General features: G+C 38.0%; 18 protein-coding genes. 1 reads left to right on the top strand and 17 read right to left on the bottom strand.

Going from position 1 to position 15,548, the window contains the following annotated elements:
* Nucleotides 1-2 precede the first annotated feature (2 nt).
* From nuoL to DDF69_RS11565, 16 genes are all read right to left on the bottom strand, one after another.
* Nucleotides 3-1,916 carry an NADH-quinone oxidoreductase subunit L gene (gene nuoL / locus DDF69_RS11635; protein WP_034693414.1) on the bottom strand — a complete coding sequence of 638 codons (1,914 nt, stop codon included), beginning with the start codon at nt 1,914-1,916 and terminating at the stop codon, nt 3-5.
* A 2-nt stretch (nt 1,917-1,918) separates the two neighbouring features.
* A complete protein-coding gene (gene nuoK, locus DDF69_RS11630; RefSeq protein ID WP_002983557.1) occupies nt 1,919-2,248 on the bottom strand; it encodes an NADH-quinone oxidoreductase subunit NuoK in 330 nt (109 codons plus the stop codon).
* Between the two features lie 4 nt (nt 2,249-2,252).
* The gene (locus tag DDF69_RS11625; protein WP_034693417.1) at nt 2,253-2,750 is read right to left on the bottom strand and encodes an NADH-quinone oxidoreductase subunit J; all 498 of its coding nucleotides are present in this window, start codon (nt 2,748-2,750) and stop codon (nt 2,253-2,255) included.
* The gene (locus DDF69_RS11620) at nt 2,750-3,307 is read right to left on the bottom strand and encodes a NuoI/complex I 23 kDa subunit family protein (protein ID WP_034693420.1); all 558 of its coding nucleotides are present in this window, start codon (nt 3,305-3,307) and stop codon (nt 2,750-2,752) included. The genes DDF69_RS11625 and DDF69_RS11620 overlap by 1 nt, the downstream gene beginning before the upstream one ends.
* Before the next feature lie 123 nt (nt 3,308-3,430).
* Complete coding sequence (gene nuoH / locus DDF69_RS11615) at nt 3,431-4,495, bottom strand: NADH-quinone oxidoreductase subunit NuoH (RefSeq protein WP_047428401.1); 1,065 nt, start codon at nt 4,493-4,495, stop codon at nt 3,431-3,433.
* A gap of 108 nt (nt 4,496-4,603) precedes the next feature.
* Nucleotides 4,604-5,602 (bottom strand): 2Fe-2S iron-sulfur cluster-binding protein, encoded by a 999-nt coding sequence (locus DDF69_RS11610; protein WP_034693425.1) that lies wholly within the window; start codon nt 5,600-5,602, stop codon nt 4,604-4,606.
* A gap of 41 nt (nt 5,603-5,643) precedes the next feature.
* The gene (locus DDF69_RS11605) at nt 5,644-6,555 is read right to left on the bottom strand and encodes a hypothetical protein (RefSeq protein WP_185144341.1); all 912 of its coding nucleotides are present in this window, start codon (nt 6,553-6,555) and stop codon (nt 5,644-5,646) included.
* A gap of 5 nt (nt 6,556-6,560) precedes the next feature.
* Nucleotides 6,561-7,919: an NADH-quinone oxidoreductase subunit NuoF gene (gene nuoF, locus DDF69_RS11600; protein WP_114820915.1), complete on the bottom strand. Its 1,359-nt coding sequence runs from the start codon at nt 7,917-7,919 to the stop codon at nt 6,561-6,563.
* A gap of 107 nt (nt 7,920-8,026) precedes the next feature.
* Nucleotides 8,027-8,536 carry a complex I 24 kDa subunit family protein gene (nuoE, locus tag DDF69_RS11595; protein ID WP_062675585.1) on the bottom strand — a complete coding sequence of 170 codons (510 nt, stop codon included), beginning with the start codon at nt 8,534-8,536 and terminating at the stop codon, nt 8,027-8,029.
* A 91-nt stretch (nt 8,537-8,627) separates the two neighbouring features.
* On the bottom strand, nt 8,628-9,851 hold the full coding sequence (gene nuoD, locus DDF69_RS11590; protein ID WP_089697003.1) for an NADH dehydrogenase (quinone) subunit D: 1,224 nt from the start codon (nt 9,849-9,851) through the stop codon (nt 8,628-8,630).
* Between the two features lie 62 nt (nt 9,852-9,913).
* The gene (locus DDF69_RS11585; protein ID WP_062675584.1) at nt 9,914-10,408 is read right to left on the bottom strand and encodes an NADH-quinone oxidoreductase subunit C; all 495 of its coding nucleotides are present in this window, start codon (nt 10,406-10,408) and stop codon (nt 9,914-9,916) included.
* A 6-nt stretch (nt 10,409-10,414) separates the two neighbouring features.
* The gene (locus DDF69_RS11580) at nt 10,415-10,975 is read right to left on the bottom strand and encodes an NADH-quinone oxidoreductase subunit B (RefSeq protein WP_002983540.1); all 561 of its coding nucleotides are present in this window, start codon (nt 10,973-10,975) and stop codon (nt 10,415-10,417) included.
* A 95-nt stretch (nt 10,976-11,070) separates the two neighbouring features.
* Nucleotides 11,071-11,442 carry an NADH-quinone oxidoreductase subunit A gene (locus DDF69_RS11575; RefSeq protein WP_034693436.1) on the bottom strand — a complete coding sequence of 124 codons (372 nt, stop codon included), beginning with the start codon at nt 11,440-11,442 and terminating at the stop codon, nt 11,071-11,073.
* A 115-nt stretch (nt 11,443-11,557) separates the two neighbouring features.
* Complete coding sequence (locus tag DDF69_RS11570; RefSeq protein WP_114820914.1) at nt 11,558-12,604, bottom strand: T9SS type A sorting domain-containing protein; 1,047 nt, start codon at nt 12,602-12,604, stop codon at nt 11,558-11,560.
* 67 nt (nt 12,605-12,671) lie between these two features.
* A complete protein-coding gene (locus DDF69_RS22180; RefSeq protein WP_185144340.1) occupies nt 12,672-12,848 on the bottom strand; it encodes a hypothetical protein in 177 nt (58 codons plus the stop codon).
* Between the two features lie 51 nt (nt 12,849-12,899).
* On the bottom strand, nt 12,900-14,027 hold the full coding sequence (locus DDF69_RS11565; RefSeq protein WP_114820913.1) for a GNAT family N-acetyltransferase: 1,128 nt from the start codon (nt 14,025-14,027) through the stop codon (nt 12,900-12,902).
* A 104-nt stretch (nt 14,028-14,131) separates the two neighbouring features.
* Between DDF69_RS11565 and DDF69_RS11560 the strand changes: the two genes are divergently transcribed.
* Nucleotides 14,132-14,842: a zinc metallopeptidase gene (locus DDF69_RS11560; RefSeq protein ID WP_171006330.1), complete on the top strand. Its 711-nt coding sequence runs from the start codon at nt 14,132-14,134 to the stop codon at nt 14,840-14,842.
* Here DDF69_RS11560 and DDF69_RS11555 read toward each other — a convergent pair.
* The gene (locus tag DDF69_RS11555; protein WP_114820912.1) at nt 14,839-15,444 is read right to left on the bottom strand and encodes an IMPACT family protein; all 606 of its coding nucleotides are present in this window, start codon (nt 15,442-15,444) and stop codon (nt 14,839-14,841) included. The two genes, DDF69_RS11560 and DDF69_RS11555, sit on opposite strands and share 4 nt — an antisense overlap.
* Nucleotides 15,445-15,548 lie beyond the last annotated feature (104 nt).

Raw genomic sequence — 15,548 nt, 5'->3', positions numbered from 1 at the left:
TATTATTGTAATAAAAAGTTAACAATTAATATAATTCCCACCGCTAAAGACATGATAAGGATATATGTCTCTACATTTCCGTTTTGTACACGCTTCATAGCTTTTCCGCTGTCTTCAGCACCATCACCTACAAAGTTTACAAAACGGTCTAAGATACCCTTATCAAACATTTTTCCTCCGCGTCCTAATCCTTCAACAGTTTTTACAATCAATGCGTTGTAAAGTTCGTCAACGTATAATTTCTTAGCAGAAAGCTTTTCCCATCCGGTATAGTTTTCCTCTGCAACAGCCATCTTTTTCTTACTTACATAAGTATTTCTAACGATGAACCATACAGTGAAGAACATTAATACTGTAGCTGCTAATAAGATCATTTCAGTATTGAAAGGTACTCCTGAAAGAGTAGCTTCCATCTGGCTGTAGCTTTGTTCCGTAAGAACCGGCTTTAACCATTCCATCAGCTTAGCATAATGCCCGTGGCCGATAAAGTGTGGCAGGTTGATAAAACCTCCGATTACAGAAAGAATAGCCAATACGATCAATGGTAATGTCATATTAGACGGGCTTTCATGTAAGTGGTGTTTTTGTTCTTCCGTACCTCTGAATTCTCCGTGGAATGTCAGGTAGTATAATCTGAACATATAAGTTGCAGTCATTGCCGCTAAAACAAATAGAATTACCCAGTAAACAGGGTTTTTAGCGAAAGCTGCTACTAAAATTTCGTCTTTAGAGATCATCCCTGATAATAAAGGGAAACCTGAGATGGCTAATGTTCCGATAAGGAATGTAGCGTGGGTAAGAGGAATATATTTTTTAAGACCTCCCATGAAACGCATATCCTGTTCGTTGCTCATCGCATGGATTACAGATCCTGCACCTAAGAATAATAAAGCTTTGAAGAAAGCGTGTGTCATTACGTGGAACATTGCTGTTGTGTATGCTCCAAGACCTAAAGCAATGAACATAAATCCAAGCTGTGAAACTGTAGAGTATGCCAATACTTTTTTGATGTCGTTCTGACGTAGCGCATAGAATCCTGCTAAAGCAGCGGTTAAGAATCCGATGAATAAAATTCCTCCCTGTACAGTTGGTGCCAAAGTAAATAAGAAGTTGGATCTTACTACCAAATAGATACCTGCTGTAACCATCGTTGCCGCGTGGATCAAGGCTGATACAGGAGTTGGTCCCGCCATCGCATCCGGTAACCATGTATATAATGGAACCTGAGCCGATTTACCGGTAGCACCGATGAATAAACTCGCTGTGATAAAGATAATCACTGTTCCGTCTAATTCAAATTTTGAAGCGTTTTCTGCTACAGAAAGATAATCTACAGCATTGGTTTGAGAAGCGATCATGAAAATACCTATCAATAACGCAAGGTCACCAATTCTGTTCATGATGAAAGCTTTTCTTGCTGCTTTACCGTATTCTTCGTTGGTATACCAGAATCCGATCAACAGGTAAGAACAAAGACCTACACCTTCCCATCCGATGAATAAGATAAGGTAGTTGCTTCCCATTACTAAAAGTAACATCGAGAAGATGAAAAGATTCAGGTAAGTAAAAAACTTGTAGAATCCTTTATCATGACTCATATATCCGATAGAGTATAAGTGGATCAGTGAACCGATACCCGTAATGATCATCACCATCATTAAAGAAAGCTGATCAATCTGGAATCCAAAATTGATTTGAACTCCGTTTACTCTAAACCATTCAAAAGCTTTTACAATGACAGGCTGGCTTTCAGAATTGAAATTCATGAAAATACTTACAGCAATACAGAATGATCCGAAAACCATAGCTGTAGCCAAAGATCCTACCAATATTTTGGGAAGGTTTTTCCCGAATAGCCCGTTAATAAGAAACCCTAAAAGTGGTAAAAGTACTATTGCATATACTAGATTCTCCATTCTTATCCTCTTAATTTATTAAATATACTCACATCTACAGAACGGGTGTTTCTATATAGCATCGCAATAATTGCCAGACCTACTGCTACTTCAGCCGCAGCTACCACCATAATGAAGAAAACTAAAAGCTGTCCGTCGCCGTTGCCTTTATACGCTGAAAAAGCTGCCAATAAAAGGTTTACAGAATTCAGCATAAGCTCTACACAGCCCAGAATCACAATAGCATTTTTTCTAAGCAATACTCCCATTACTCCCAAACAGAACAATACTGATGAAAGAATGATGAAGTAGTCCAAAGGGATGCTTTGTATAAATGTATTTACTTCTCCCATAATTTTATAAATCTTTTTTACCGATTAATACCGCGCCTACAATACCTGCCAGAATTAGGATGGAAGCAAGCTCAAACGGTAAAACATATTCATTAAACAAAAGTCTACCCAGGTTTTTGGTAAGACCAACCCCTCTGTCTACATTTTCAACAACAATGTGATTGTCTTTTACTCCTCTGAAAACTCCTAGTACGCCTACCAAAAGAAGACCTGCCGTAAAAACTCCAACAAATTTTAAAGTATTGTTCTTCTTACTTTCGTCTTGCTTATTAAGGTTAAGCATCATTAAGATGTAAAGGAAAAGTACCATAATGGCACCTGCGTAAACAATAATCTGGATGATTGCAAGGAACTGTGCATTGAGAAGAATGTACATTCCGGCAATTGAAAACATCGTAACAATTAATGACAAAATAGCATAAAGAGGATTTCTTGCAAATACAAAGTAAACAGCACTTGCCACTGCTAAAAACGCCACCAAGAAAAATAAAAACTGATCCATTATTTTACCGCATTTTTTTGTTTCTCGGATTGTCTTGTCGTGATATCAATCCTTTCATTTATTTTTTCAACTAATTTATCTTTTCCGTAAATGAAAGAACCTCTGTTGGTTTCTACATCTACCAATCTGTCAGTAAGATAGATGGCAGATTTAGGACAAGCTTCTTCACACATACCACAGAAAATACATCTTAGCATATTGATTTCATATACTGAAGCGTATTTCTCTTCTCTGTAAAGACCTCTTTCCTCTTTAGTTCTTTCAGCAGCAGTCATCGTAATGGCTTCTGCAGGACAAGCTACCGCACAAAGTCCACAAGCTGTACATCTTTCTCTGCCTTCTTCGTCTCTTTTCAAAACGTGCTGGCCTCTCCAGATGGTGGTTCTTGGTTTCTGTACTTCCGGATACGAATATACTGCGGGAGCACCCTTTATCACGGTTCTTACAGCATGCTTAAATGTAATCCCCATCCCTGTAAAGATGGCAGGAAGGTAGATTTTTTCAGCAAGGGTCATTTCTTTATTGGAAACAACTTTTGATCTGTTTGTAAGTTTCATTTAATTATAGATATTAGATGTTAGACACCAGATTTTAGACTAATCTTGTCTGTTATCTTAATTTTTAATATTCAATATTTACACAAACCTAACAGGTTTCAAAAACCTGTTAGGTTTGATAATTTAATTTCCAAACGCTAAAATTACAGCTCCTGTAATTAATAGGTTTACCAATGCCATTGGGATTAATGTTTTCCATCCTAAGTGCATTAACTGGTCATATCTGAATCTTGGAAGTGTCCATCTGATCCACATGAAGATCAGAATTCCGATTACTGTTTTTGTAAGGAATGCCACGATACTTAAGATTCCTGCCGCATTTTCTCCCCAGTTCTGAGTTACCCATTCAATACCAGGATAGTTATACCCTCCAAAGAAAAGGACAACCATAAAAGCATTGGAAATAAACATGTTCACATATTCTCCGAACATATATAACCCTAACTTCATGGAAGAGTATTCTGTAGAATATCCGGTTACCAATTCAGATTCACACTCAGGTAAATCGAAAGGGTGTCTGTTGGTTTCTGCGAGAGCAGCTACAAAGAAAACAAGGAATGCGATCGGCTGATAGAAAATGTTCCAGTTCAATCCTGAAACCCAAGGAATAACGCCCCATAATTTTCCGGTAGTCTGACTTTCAGTAATTTCTTTTAAATCCAAACTTCCTGACATCATAATGATAGAAAGAAGTGCTAATCCCATCGCCAATTCATAAGAAATCATCTGAGAAGAAGCACGGATAGCACCTAGTAATGAATATTTGTTGTTCGAAGCCCAACCTCCGATCATAATTCCGTAAACCCCGATGGAAGCCATACCGATGATGAAAAGTACACCAACATCGATGTTTGCTACCTGAAGATCAAAAGAAGTACCTGCAATATTTAAACTTTTACCCCAAGGAATCACAGCTCCTGTAATCAATGAAATAAACATTACCAAAGCTGGACCCAATACGAAAAGGAATCTTTCTGCATTGGCAGGCGTAAAGTCTTCTTTAAAGAAGAATTTTCCACCGTCAGCAAGAGGCTGCAGCAATCCGAAAGGTCCGGCTCTGTTGGGACCAATTCTATCCTGCATGATAGAGGCTACTTTTCTTTCTGCCCAGGTAGAGTAGGCTGCAATCGTAAGTGACAGCAGGAAAAGTGCTAGTACAAGTATAAGTTTAAATGTAAGTAAATCCATTTTTATTTTTATAGATGTTAAAGGTTAGAAGATGGAAGCTGGAAGATGGAAGTTATAGCAATCACATCAACAGAGACTCTCATTTTCAAATTACCTCATTTTCAAATTTTATTTTTCGTCTTTTTCACTGATTTCTTTAGCCATCGGATTGTCTAAAACTCTTAGCTCATCTTTAGGCTTTTCGTAGTGGTTCAATGAAATTACAGAATGTCTGTCGATATGTCTAGGACCTTCGATGTTCCAGTCTGATAAAGCTTTTCTTTCGAAACGGCATGTATCGCAGATGAATTCTTCTACTTCACCCCACTGGTCTTTTCTTGCAGTTACTCTTACAATTTCGTCTCCTTTAAACCATACAACAGCTTTTCCGGAACACTTATCACATTTACAAGTTGCGTTCATCGGTTTTGTAAACCAAACTCTGCTTGCAAAACGGGCTGTTCTGTCTGTTAATGCTCCTACAGGACAAACGTCGATAACGTTTCCGATGAAGTCATTGTCTAAAGCTTTATTTAAATAGGTCGAAATTTCTGCGTGATCTCCTCTGAAAAGGATACCGTGTTCTCTTGTTTCTGTAAGCTGGTTAGCAGTCAGTACGCATCTTGCGCAAAGAATACAACGGTTCATATTTAGTTTGATGTTCGGTCCAAGATCATCAGCTTCGTAAGTATTTCTTTCGAATTCTGTTCTTGTATTTTCCACACCATGCTCATATCCTAAGTCCTGAAGATGACATTCTCCTGCCTGGTCGCAGATAGGGCAGTCCAGCGGGTGGTTTACCAATAGGAATTCGGTAACCGCTTTTCTTCCTTCCTGAGCTTTCTCAGAAGTAAGATTTTTTACTTCCATCCCATCCATTACATTAGTTCTGCAGCTTGCTACTAATTTTGGCATAGGACGTGGGTCTGCTTCAGATCCTTTAGAAACTTCTACCAGACAAGTTCTACATCTTCCTCCACTGGTTTCCAACTTGCTGTAGTAGCACATTGCAGGAGGTACAGATTTACCACCGATTTGTCTTGCAGCTTCCAGAATAGAAGTACCAGGCAAAACTTCAGTAGTCTGTCCGTCTATAGTTATTTTGAATTTTTTAACTTCTTCGCTCATATGATATGCTTTAAGCTTTATGCGTTAAGCAATAGGCTTTGTTATTTATATTTCTTTGTATTAAATGTATATCCAATTCCTCCCAGAATCTGTCCGAAAACAAAATCCTGACGTGCTTTGTCCGGCTTATTATTCAACGTGGTTTTGATGTCCCACATATTGATATATCCTGCTTTTCCTTCTAATCTCAGCATCCAGTTTTTCCAGAATACTAAGTTAAGGCTGGATCTGATATCGGTTCCCATACCTGCAACGTGAAAACGGTCACTTCTTTCGTTACCAAAAAGTTTTACATTACTTTTCGGAAACATAAATCCGATTCCGGCCCCATAAGACCATACTAAATCTATATTTTTCTTATGAACAAGATTTTTGTATTTCTCAAGACCTAAGTTTTCATAATTAAGTCCGTCTGTATGTTCGAAAGTAAGGAACTTCTCATCTGCAAGATTAACCTGCCCGTTCTGAACCATTGCTGCATATTCAGGATCTGAAATATGACCTTTGAAACCAACAGTCTGGTTCTGATCCATAACGTATTTCATATGGTCTATCCCCAATACCAACGCTAAATTGTCTTTAATGAAATATCCTATTCTGAAATTATACTGTGTTACAGTAAACCAGCTTGGATCAAAATAGACAATTCCAAATTTTGTAGGTCTGTCTTGTGCGGTTACATTATTCAATTGAAAATCGTATCCGTTTCCGGTAAAATGAATGTCAGAATTACTATAAGCGGCTCTGTTCCATCCATAAAATACGAAAACCTGACCCTTTTTGCTTAGTGGTAAAGGCTTTTCCTTTTTCTCAGCTTTAATCTGCTCTTTCTCACTCACTAAATATGACAAATCCTCTTCAACGGATCTGTTATAATTTACGGTATCACTCTTCTTGTTCTGTGCAAATACAAGATTCGACATCATTAAGCCGACAACCAATAATTTTTTCATCTTACCTACGCATTCTTTTCAACAGCCGGGATAGGATCTGCATAATGTGCCAATCCATAGTTTTGTGTCTGAGACAACTCTGGGTTTTTCACGTGCCACTCAAATTCATCTCTGAAGTGACGGATCGCTGCTGCAACCGGCCAGGCTGCTGCATCACCCAACGGACAAATCGTATTTCCTTCGATTTTTCTCTGGATATCCCAAAGTAGATCGATATCTTCCATTTTTCCTTCTCCTTTCTCGATTTTCTTTAAAATCTTGTACATCCATCCCGTTCCTTCACGGCAAGGAGTACATTGTCCGCAACTTTCATGGTTGTAGAATCTTGCCAATGTCATGGTGTGATCTACAATACACTGGTCTTCATCCAAAACGATGAAACCTCCTGAACCCATCATTGTTCCGGTGGCAAAACCACCATCTGCCAATGATTCATAGTTCATATATCTTGGCTCTCCGTTCACGGTTCTCAACAATAAATTAGCCGGAACAATCGGAACAGAACTTCCTCCAGGAATACAAGCCTTTAATCTTTTACCATCTTTGATACCACCGCAATATTCATCAGAGTAGATGAATTCTTCCACAGTGATTGTCATATCGATTTCGTATACACCTGGTTTGTTGATGTTTCCACAAGCAGAAATCAATTTCGTTCCTGTAGATCTTCCAACACCTATTTTAGCATACTCAGCACCTGTAATATCAATGATTGGAACTACTGCCGCAATAGACTCAACGTTGTTTACCACCGTTGGTCTTTCCCAAAGACCTTTTACAGCCGGGAATGGCGGTTTTAATCTTGGGTTACCTCTTTTTCCTTCAAGGGATTCAAGCAATGCAGTTTCTTCACCGCAGATGTATGCTCCACCACCTCTCTGTACATAGATTTCAAGATCGAAACCAGTTCCTAAAATATTTTTACCTAAAAATCCTGCTGCTTTAGCTTCTTCAATAGCTTCTTCAAGGATATCCGGAATCCATGAATATTCTCCACGGATGTAGATATAAGAAGTATTGGAACCTAAACAGTAAGAAGAAATCAGCATTCCCTCGATCAATAGATGAGGAAGGAACTCCATCAGATATCTGTCCTTGAATGTTCCGGGTTCAGATTCATCCGCATTCACAACAAGGTGTCTTGGAACACCTTCAGGCTTTGCCAGAAAGCTCCATTTCATTCCTGTTGGGAATCCAGCTCCACCACGACCTCTTAATCCTGAAGCTTTTACTTCTTCAAGAATTTCGTCAGGAGTCATTTTCAAGGCTTTTTCAGCGGCTGTATAACCTCCCTGTTTACGGTAAGTTTCAAAGTAGCGAATACCTTCTATATGTGCGTCTTTAAGTAAAAGTTTTTTACTCATTGTTTATTATGCTTTTCGCTATTGGCTTTTGGCTTCTAGCTTTTTATAATTATTAAAAAAAATAACTGAATAATTTAAAATCTAAAATGTAGAATTTAAAATTTCTATTAGTCTAAAGCAACTTGTCCTTGTCTGCAAAGATCAAGGATTTCATCTACTTTTTCTATCGTTAAATTTTCATGAAAGAATTTTCCTAGCTGCATCATAGGTGCATATCCGCATGCTCCAAGACATTCAGCAGGCTTTAAAGTGAACATACCGTCTTCAGTAGTTTCCCCATCCTTAATGTTCAGTTTGGTTCTGATATGATCAAGGATTTTTTCGCTTCCACAAACCATACAAGGTCCTGTTCTGCAAACTTCCAATACATATTTACCTACCGGCTTCATATTAAACATGGTATAGAAAGTAGCCACTTCATATACTTCGATCGGTTGGATACTTAATAGTCCGGCAACATAATCCATCACAGGAACATCTAACCATCCTCCGAATTCTTTCTGTGCCAGGTGAAGTACAGGAAGAAGAGCAGATTTCTGTCTTCCTTCAGGATATCTTGCGATAATTTTGTGTACCTGTGCTAAACTTTCCGGTTTAAAAGCTATTGTTTCGCTCATTTTTGAAATTTTAGATTTTAGATTTTAAATTCTAAATGAATAACGGTCTAAAATCAATTTATAATTTATAATTCAAAATTTATAATTCCAGTTATGCGTCTAATTCTCCCGCAATAATATTCATACTACACATCGTTACAATGGCATCTGAAATTACAGAACCTGTAATCATTTCAGGGTAGGCCTGATAGTAGATGAAGCATGGTCTTCTGAAGTGAAGTCTGTAAGGGCTTCTTCCTCCGTCACTCACAAGATAGAAACCTAATTCTCCGTTTCCACCTTCTACAGCATGGTAAACTTCTCCTTTCGGTACATCAGTTTCTCCCATTACAATTTTGAAATGGTAGATCAATGCTTCCATTTTCTGATATACATCGGCCTTTTCAGGAAGATAGAAATCAGGGACATCCGCATGGAATGGTCCTTCCGGAAGATTTTCGTATGCTTGTTTGATAATTTTGATTGATTCCCAGATTTCCTGTTGACGAACCATGAAACGGTCGTAAGTATCTCCTGAAGTTCCTACAGGAATAATGAAGTCGAAATCCTGGTATGAAGAATAAGGCTGTGCAACTCTTACATCATAATCTACCCCTGCTGCACGTAAGTTTGGACCTGTAAAACCGTAGCTTAATGCTCTCTCGGCAGAAATAGCTCCTGTACCGATGGTTCTGTCCATGAAAATTCTGTTTCTCTCTAATAAAGTACAGAATTCTTTGAATCTTGGTGGGAAAGTTTTTAAGAAGTCTTTCAACAACTCATGAAACTTAGGGGTGAAATCTCTTTCAAAACCTCCGATTCTTCCCATATTGGTGGTCATTCTGGCTCCGCAGATCTGCTCATACATGTCATAAATACGCTCTCTTTCGATGAACATATAAGTAAGACCTGTAATCGCTCCTGAGTCCATTCCGGTTACCCCGTTACAGATCAGGTGGTCACCGATTCTGGCTAGCTCCATCAGGATCACACGCATATAGTCTACACGTTTTGGAACTTCCACGCCAATCAGCTTCTCTACTGTCATGTGCCAACCTAAGTTATTGATGGGTGCAGAACAGTAATTCATACGGTCGGTAAGGGTAGTGATCTGAGAATAGTTTCTTCTTTCAGAAATCTTCTCAAATGCTCTGTGGATGTATCCTACGGTTTGCTCTGCATGAAGGATTCTTTCTCCGTCCATCGTTAAGATATTCTGGAAAATCCCGTGCGTAGCAGGGTGGGTAGGTCCCAGATTCAGGGTGTATAATTGTCCGTCAATCTGTTCCTTACTTTCGTACTGGTTTAGTATATTAGATAATGAGTTATCTTTCATAATGATTGCTTTTAGCTATTTGCTTCTGGCTATTGGCTAGCTGCCATTGGCCATTCGCTTTTTTATCTTCCGAACATGCTATCGTTCTTGTCGGTTCTTGTACCGTCTTCAAGGCGATATTCCTTCAACATTGGGTGGTATCCAAGATCTTCCATATTTAAAATAGGTCTGAGATCCGGGTGTCCTTTAAATTTAATCCCATAGAAATCATACGTTTCTCTTTCCATCCAGTTGGCTCCTGCAAATAGCTCTACAAGAGAGTCTACTTCAATATTTTCTCTGGACATAAAGATTTTCAGACGTAATCTGAAATTGGCCATCATATTATGCAAATGGTAAACAACACCAATTTCCTTTTCCGGGAATTCAGGATAATGAATACCACAGATATCCGTAAGGAAATTAAATTCCAGTGATGAATCTTTCAGATAGTGAATGATTTTCTTAATATCTTCTTTCTTCACTTCGATCGTCAGCATTCCATAAGGTTCTGAACTTGAAATGACAGATTCCGGAAATTCTCTTGTGATAGCTTCTAATACAAATTCGTTTGTCATTTCCGTTTAGTTGCTTATGTTGTAAGAATCTAATAATTTCTGATATTCAGGCATGTCTCTTCTTCTGATGCTTTCGCTTTCTGCAAGAGCCTGTACCTGCATTACGCCTTCAATGATCTGTTCAGGTCTTGGAGGACATCCGGGAACGTAAACGTCTACCGGAATAATTTTATCAATTCCCTGAAGTACAGAATACGTATCAAAAATACCACCGCTGGAAGCACAAGCTCCAACTGCTACCACCCATTTCGGCTCAGCCATCTGAGTGTAAACTTCTTTCAGGACTGGTCCTAACTTCTTTGATATAGTTCCGCAAACCATCAGCATATCTGCTTGTCTTGGAGAGAAAGAGTTTCTTTCCATACCAAATCTTGAAGCATCATAAGTCGGGTTCAGGGTAGCCATAAACTCGATACCACAACAAGAGGTTGCAAAGGGTAACGGCCAAAGTGAAAACTTTCTTGCCATCCCGATTACACTGCTCAGTTTTGTTGCGAAAAACCCTTCTCCTTCATAGCCTTCGGGAGCAGGTGCATCTGTTCTTATTACTGGTTTTTTATCTGACATTTTCTTTTGTTGATATTTAAAGATTAAAATGTTTATAAAATTTAATCATCTCTGTTTTTCAATGATTAAATTGTTCAATCTTTTAATGTTAAAATTTATTTATCCCAATCCAGAGCGCCTCGTTTCCAGACATAGAAAAACGCTACGAAGAAGATCGCAACGAATGTAAGTACGGCAAGGAAACCTTCCATACCGAATTCTCTGAAGTTGACAGCGTAAGGATAAAAGAATACGATTTCAATATCGAATAGTACGAACAATACCGCAGTCAGGAAGTACTTGATAGAAAACGGTGTTCTTGCGTTTCCTTCTACAGGAACCCCACATTCCCAGCTTTGGTTTTTTACAGAGTTTCCTTTTTTCTGCTGTGGGCCTAAGAAATGTGCTCCAAGCAAAGAAACAGCTACAAATCCTACTGCTACACCAGCCTGGATAAGGATTGGAATATAACTTTCAGGTAAATTCATTTTTGCATTATTATCTCAATTTGCAAATTTAGCGAATAAACAAGAAAGCATGAAATTTATCAGCTTAAAAGTCGGATGAAAATGAGTTAAATCGGTAATTTAGAATCAATAAAAATTAGCTTTTTATGATTATTTTTTTGGTGTGTTTTTCCCCTTTTTTTGTAGTGACTGCCAAAAGATATATTCCATCGGGCATATCGGAGATATTCAAACCTTCAATATTTTTTTGATTCGAGAAGTCTTTGATCATCTTACCTGAGTTGTCAAACAGATATATTGAGATGATTTCATTGCGTGGAATATTGGTATGGCATATCATCGTATGCGTCGCGGGATTGTTTACATTGAAATAGGTTTCTGATACGGAAGTTTCTTTGGTGTTTAATGGGGTGAGATTGCATGTCGTGTTGGTGGATGTAATATTATAACTGGCAGCAGCACCATAGATGAGATGGTTATAAGTTCGTATGGGGGTCCCTATCTGTTTGTTCACCATATCAATTTCAGACAAGGTGGATTTATTGTTGCCGTATGTTATCAGATAGGCTTTTGAATATGTTCCATAATCAATAGAAAAAGCGGCGTATGGGTTCGCTGTATTGATGGTCATGAAAGGACAGCTCTGGGTTGGGTTTTCCAGGTTAATTTCAATGATTCCCTCCGTGGTAGTTAAAAAAAGCCTGCTTTCATAGAAGAATAAATCTCCTGAAGGAGTCTGGCCATCCGAGAGATTACCGATCTCTGTGAAAGTACCGGTATTGATATCATACCTGTAGAGTGCGTTGGGGTTAGTTCCGGCAGCATATAGATAATTTCCGGAATCGGCTACCAGTGAGTTGGCTGCAGCGTTGCCAGTCGTAAAATCACCTAAGAATTCACAAATTGTATTGCTGCTTTTTTTTCTGTATAATAATCCCGAATTGGTAACGTAATACAGATTATTATTGCTGTCAATGGCAATGTCTGTGGATATATCGTTGGCTGTAATATTGGCTGTACAGGAGGTTTCGGGAACTTCCAAAGGACCTGAAACATCAAATTTATAGACGCCGTTGGTGAAGTTAGTAAAGTTGATTACGGAAAATGTATTGACGTAAAATTCCTGCGAATAGGTTGATGCCGGAATAAACAATATTCCAATGAAAAATAATATTTTGCTCATGCTGTTGGGTATTAGTAAGAACAAATATAAATTTATTTCATTGAATCTTATTATAATTTCAGATTTCTTATTTTTTCATTTTTCTAAGAAGAGTATAGGCCATAAAGGAGATGTATCCAAAAAGAATACTGGCAAAAAGAATATTAATTACCGTATTGGTTTTGTCATCGGGCGACTGAAAAAAGATGTTGTAACCGATAAATCCGGCAATTAAAATAGCAAATATGATAAGCTGTGGTTTCATAAAGTTCAAAGTTTGGGTGGTAAGTTTACGTTTTACTAATTGCGGTATTAATTAGTTGAGTTCCATTGAATACGTTCTTCTTCTTTTATGATTCACCGGATTGTAATCCTGCCATAACAGCTGAATACTTTTGTTTTCTTCCAGTTCCGGGTTGGTTTCAAGGTATTTTACTCCCTTTTTTCTGAATATGTCCCAGATTTCTTTAAAAATAATTGACGTTACGCCTCTTCTCTGATAATCCGGATGAATTCCGATCAGGTAGAAGTTTGCTCTGTCATTTTTCTTTCCTGCCTGTAAGAAATGCCACCAGCCAAAAGGAAGCAGTTTTCCTCCTGACTTCTGCAGTGCTTTGGAGTAAGAAGGCATTGTAATAGCGAATGAGACCAGATTATTGTGTTCATCAGCAATACAAACAATGAAATCTTTATCGATCAGTTTGAAATATTTTTCTTTGTAGGTTTTGCGCTGTTCATCCGAAATAGGGGTATACGTGGAAAGATGTTTGTAAGTTTCATCCAGAAGATCAAACATAGGATCCACATACTGAATAATCTCTTCTTTTGTTTTGAATTTTAAAACCTTCAGCTTGTACTTTTCAGAAATAAGCTGGTTGAATTTATGAATTTTGTCCGGTAACGTTTCAGGGAAGATGATTTCAAACTCTACCCATTCCTTTTCCTTAGTCAATCCCAGGTTCTCAAGATGTTTTGGATAGTAATCATTATTGTAAATTCCTATCATTGTTGCCAGCTGGTCGAAGCCTTTGATCAGCATTCCAGCTTTGTCAAGATTGGTGAAGCCCATTGGACCTTCAATTTTGTTGATATTTTTTTCTTTGGCATAATCAACCGCTTTTTGAATTAATGCCTTTGAAACTTCAGCATCATCAATAAAATCGATCCATCCAAAACGTACTTTTTTAATTCCTAATTCTCTCTCTTCCTTATGATTGATGAGAACTGCAATTCTTCCTACAATCTTATCATTCCTGTAAGCCAGATATTGTTTGGCCTCCGAATATTGAAGCGCAGGATTTTCATCCGCATTCCAAATATTGATTTCGTCATTGATAAAGGACGGAACGTAGTAGGGATTGTTTTTATACAAATCCATTGGAAATCTTACGAATTGCTTGAGCTGACCCGCTGTTTTTACTTCAATAATTGAAACTGTAGACATGTTTTTTGAGAGGAATTAAAGGACAAATATAAATAATAATATCTTATACTTTGGCACAGTTTTTATATGATTATGGGTAAAATTAAACACAAAATTTATATAAAATGGTGGGTTATTATATCATTATTGGTATTTCAATGTTGGTGAGCTGGTGGGTTTCGTCCAGATTGAAATCGAAATTTGAATATTATTCCAATGTACACCTTCGAAATGGCCTTTCGGGGAAAGAAGTAGCGGAAAAGATGTTGAGAGACAACGGAATAAATGATGTTCAGGTCATATCAGTACCCGGGCAGTTGACGGACCACTATAATCCGGCAGATAAAACAGTGAACCTTTCTGAAGGCGTTTATATGCAAAGAAACGCAGCGGCAGCGGCGGTAGCAGCTCACGAGTGCGGACACGCGGTACAGCATGCGGTAGGATATTCTATGTTGAATTTACGTTCAAAACTGGTTCCTATTGTGAATATAAGTTCCAATCTGATGCAATTTGTCCTTATTGCGGGTATCGCAGTAATGGCTGCATCCAGAACAATTGAGAATCCAAATGGAAATACAACTGTGCTGGCTATAGGAGTTGCAATGTTTGCGATGACTACACTTTTTGCTTTTGTAACGCTTCCGGTAGAGTACGATGCAAGTAACAGAGCGATGAAGTGGCTTAAAGATACCGGAACTGTAACTGCAGAAGAATTTGTTGGAGTACAGGATAGCTTGAAATGGGCAGCAAGAACTTATGTGGTAGCAGCGTTAGGTTCTCTGGCACAACTTCTTTACTGGGCATCTTTGCTTCTTGGTGGAAGAAGGGATTAATCATTAAATTCAAATGAAACATATTGCATCTCAGAAAGCTTTTCTGAGATGCTTTCTTTTTGGGCCAGTTTCAATGATGCAGTAAGAATACAGTTTTCATTGGCATCGAAGTTCAAAACTTTAGCATCAAATTTAGAAAGTAAGGTGAAAATAGTATTCTGTTGATTAAAATTAAATTGAATCTCTACTTCTGTTTCTAATTCTCTGGTGATAATAGTAGCTTCCTCCAATGTAATCTTCGCAGATTCTTTATAAGTTTTTACAAGGCCGGAAACTCCCAGTTTGGTTCCTCCGTAATAACGGACAACAATCACGAGTACATTTGTGATTTCATTAGCTAATAACTGATTGTAAATAGGTAATCCTGCACTTCCGGAAGGTTCACCGTCATCGTTGGCGCGATAGTTTTCCCCATTCAATCCCATTCTGAAAGCATAACAGTGGTGAGTCGCTTTCGGATGTTCTTCTCTTATCTTTTCCAGCTCTCTCTTTAATTCTTTTTCGTTAGTCACAGGATAAGCAAATCCTATAAACTTACTGCCTTTTTCTTTTAAAAGAGTATTTTCTATGGGTTTTTCTATGGTTTTGTATTCGAACGTCATCAGAGTTGCTGCTTTGTTCTGCAAAAATATTAAATAAATCCAAGTAGTTAAGTAAAGAAGCCGCCAGATTTCTGACAGCTTCCCAATTTTATGTATTATAACTT

It is taken from the genome of Chryseobacterium sp. KLBC 52 (assembly GCF_003347605.1).
Taxonomy (GTDB): domain Bacteria; phylum Bacteroidota; class Bacteroidia; order Flavobacteriales; family Weeksellaceae; genus Chryseobacterium.
This window is presented reverse-complemented; position numbering and strand designations above follow the sequence as displayed.

Excerpts from the sequence above, each read along its gene's own strand:
- nuoL (WP_034693414.1), bottom strand. The coding sequence starts at position 1,916 with ATGGAGAATCTAGTATATGCAATAGTACTTTTACCACTTTTAGGGTTT.
- nuoK (WP_002983557.1), bottom strand. The coding sequence starts at position 2,248 with ATGGGAGAAGTAAATACATTTATACAAAGCATCCCTTTGGACTACTTC.
- DDF69_RS11625 (WP_034693417.1), bottom strand. The coding sequence starts at position 2,750 with ATGGATCAGTTTTTATTTTTCTTGGTGGCGTTTTTAGCAGTGGCAAGT.
- DDF69_RS11620 (WP_034693420.1), bottom strand. The coding sequence starts at position 3,307 with ATGAAACTTACAAACAGATCAAAAGTTGTTTCCAATAAAGAAATGACC.
- nuoH (WP_047428401.1), bottom strand. The coding sequence starts at position 4,495 with ATGGATTTACTTACATTTAAACTTATACTTGTACTAGCACTTTTCCTG.
- DDF69_RS11610 (WP_034693425.1), bottom strand. The coding sequence starts at position 5,602 with ATGAGCGAAGAAGTTAAAAAATTCAAAATAACTATAGACGGACAGACT.
- DDF69_RS11605 (WP_185144341.1), bottom strand. The coding sequence starts at position 6,555 with ATGAAAAAATTATTGGTTGTCGGCTTAATGATGTCGAATCTTGTATTT.
- nuoF (WP_114820915.1), bottom strand. The coding sequence starts at position 7,919 with ATGAGTAAAAAACTTTTACTTAAAGACGCACATATAGAAGGTATTCGC.
- nuoE (WP_062675585.1), bottom strand. The coding sequence starts at position 8,536 with ATGAGCGAAACAATAGCTTTTAAACCGGAAAGTTTAGCACAGGTACAC.
- nuoD (WP_089697003.1), bottom strand. The coding sequence starts at position 9,851 with ATGAAAGATAACTCATTATCTAATATACTAAACCAGTACGAAAGTAAG.
- DDF69_RS11585 (WP_062675584.1), bottom strand. The coding sequence starts at position 10,408 with ATGACAAACGAATTTGTATTAGAAGCTATCACAAGAGAATTTCCGGAA.
- DDF69_RS11580 (WP_002983540.1), bottom strand. The coding sequence starts at position 10,975 with ATGTCAGATAAAAAACCAGTAATAAGAACAGATGCACCTGCTCCCGAA.
- DDF69_RS11575 (WP_034693436.1), bottom strand. The coding sequence starts at position 11,442 with ATGAATTTACCTGAAAGTTATATTCCAATCCTTATCCAGGCTGGTGTA.
- DDF69_RS11570 (WP_114820914.1), bottom strand. The coding sequence starts at position 12,604 with ATGAGCAAAATATTATTTTTCATTGGAATATTGTTTATTCCGGCATCA.
- DDF69_RS22180 (WP_185144340.1), bottom strand. The coding sequence starts at position 12,848 with ATGAAACCACAGCTTATCATATTTGCTATTTTAATTGCCGGATTTATC.
- DDF69_RS11565 (WP_114820913.1), bottom strand. The coding sequence starts at position 14,027 with ATGTCTACAGTTTCAATTATTGAAGTAAAAACAGCGGGTCAGCTCAAG.
- DDF69_RS11560 (WP_171006330.1), top strand. The coding sequence starts at position 14,132 with ATGGTGGGTTATTATATCATTATTGGTATTTCAATGTTGGTGAGCTGG.
- DDF69_RS11555 (WP_114820912.1), bottom strand. The coding sequence starts at position 15,444 with ATGACGTTCGAATACAAAACCATAGAAAAACCCATAGAAAATACTCTT.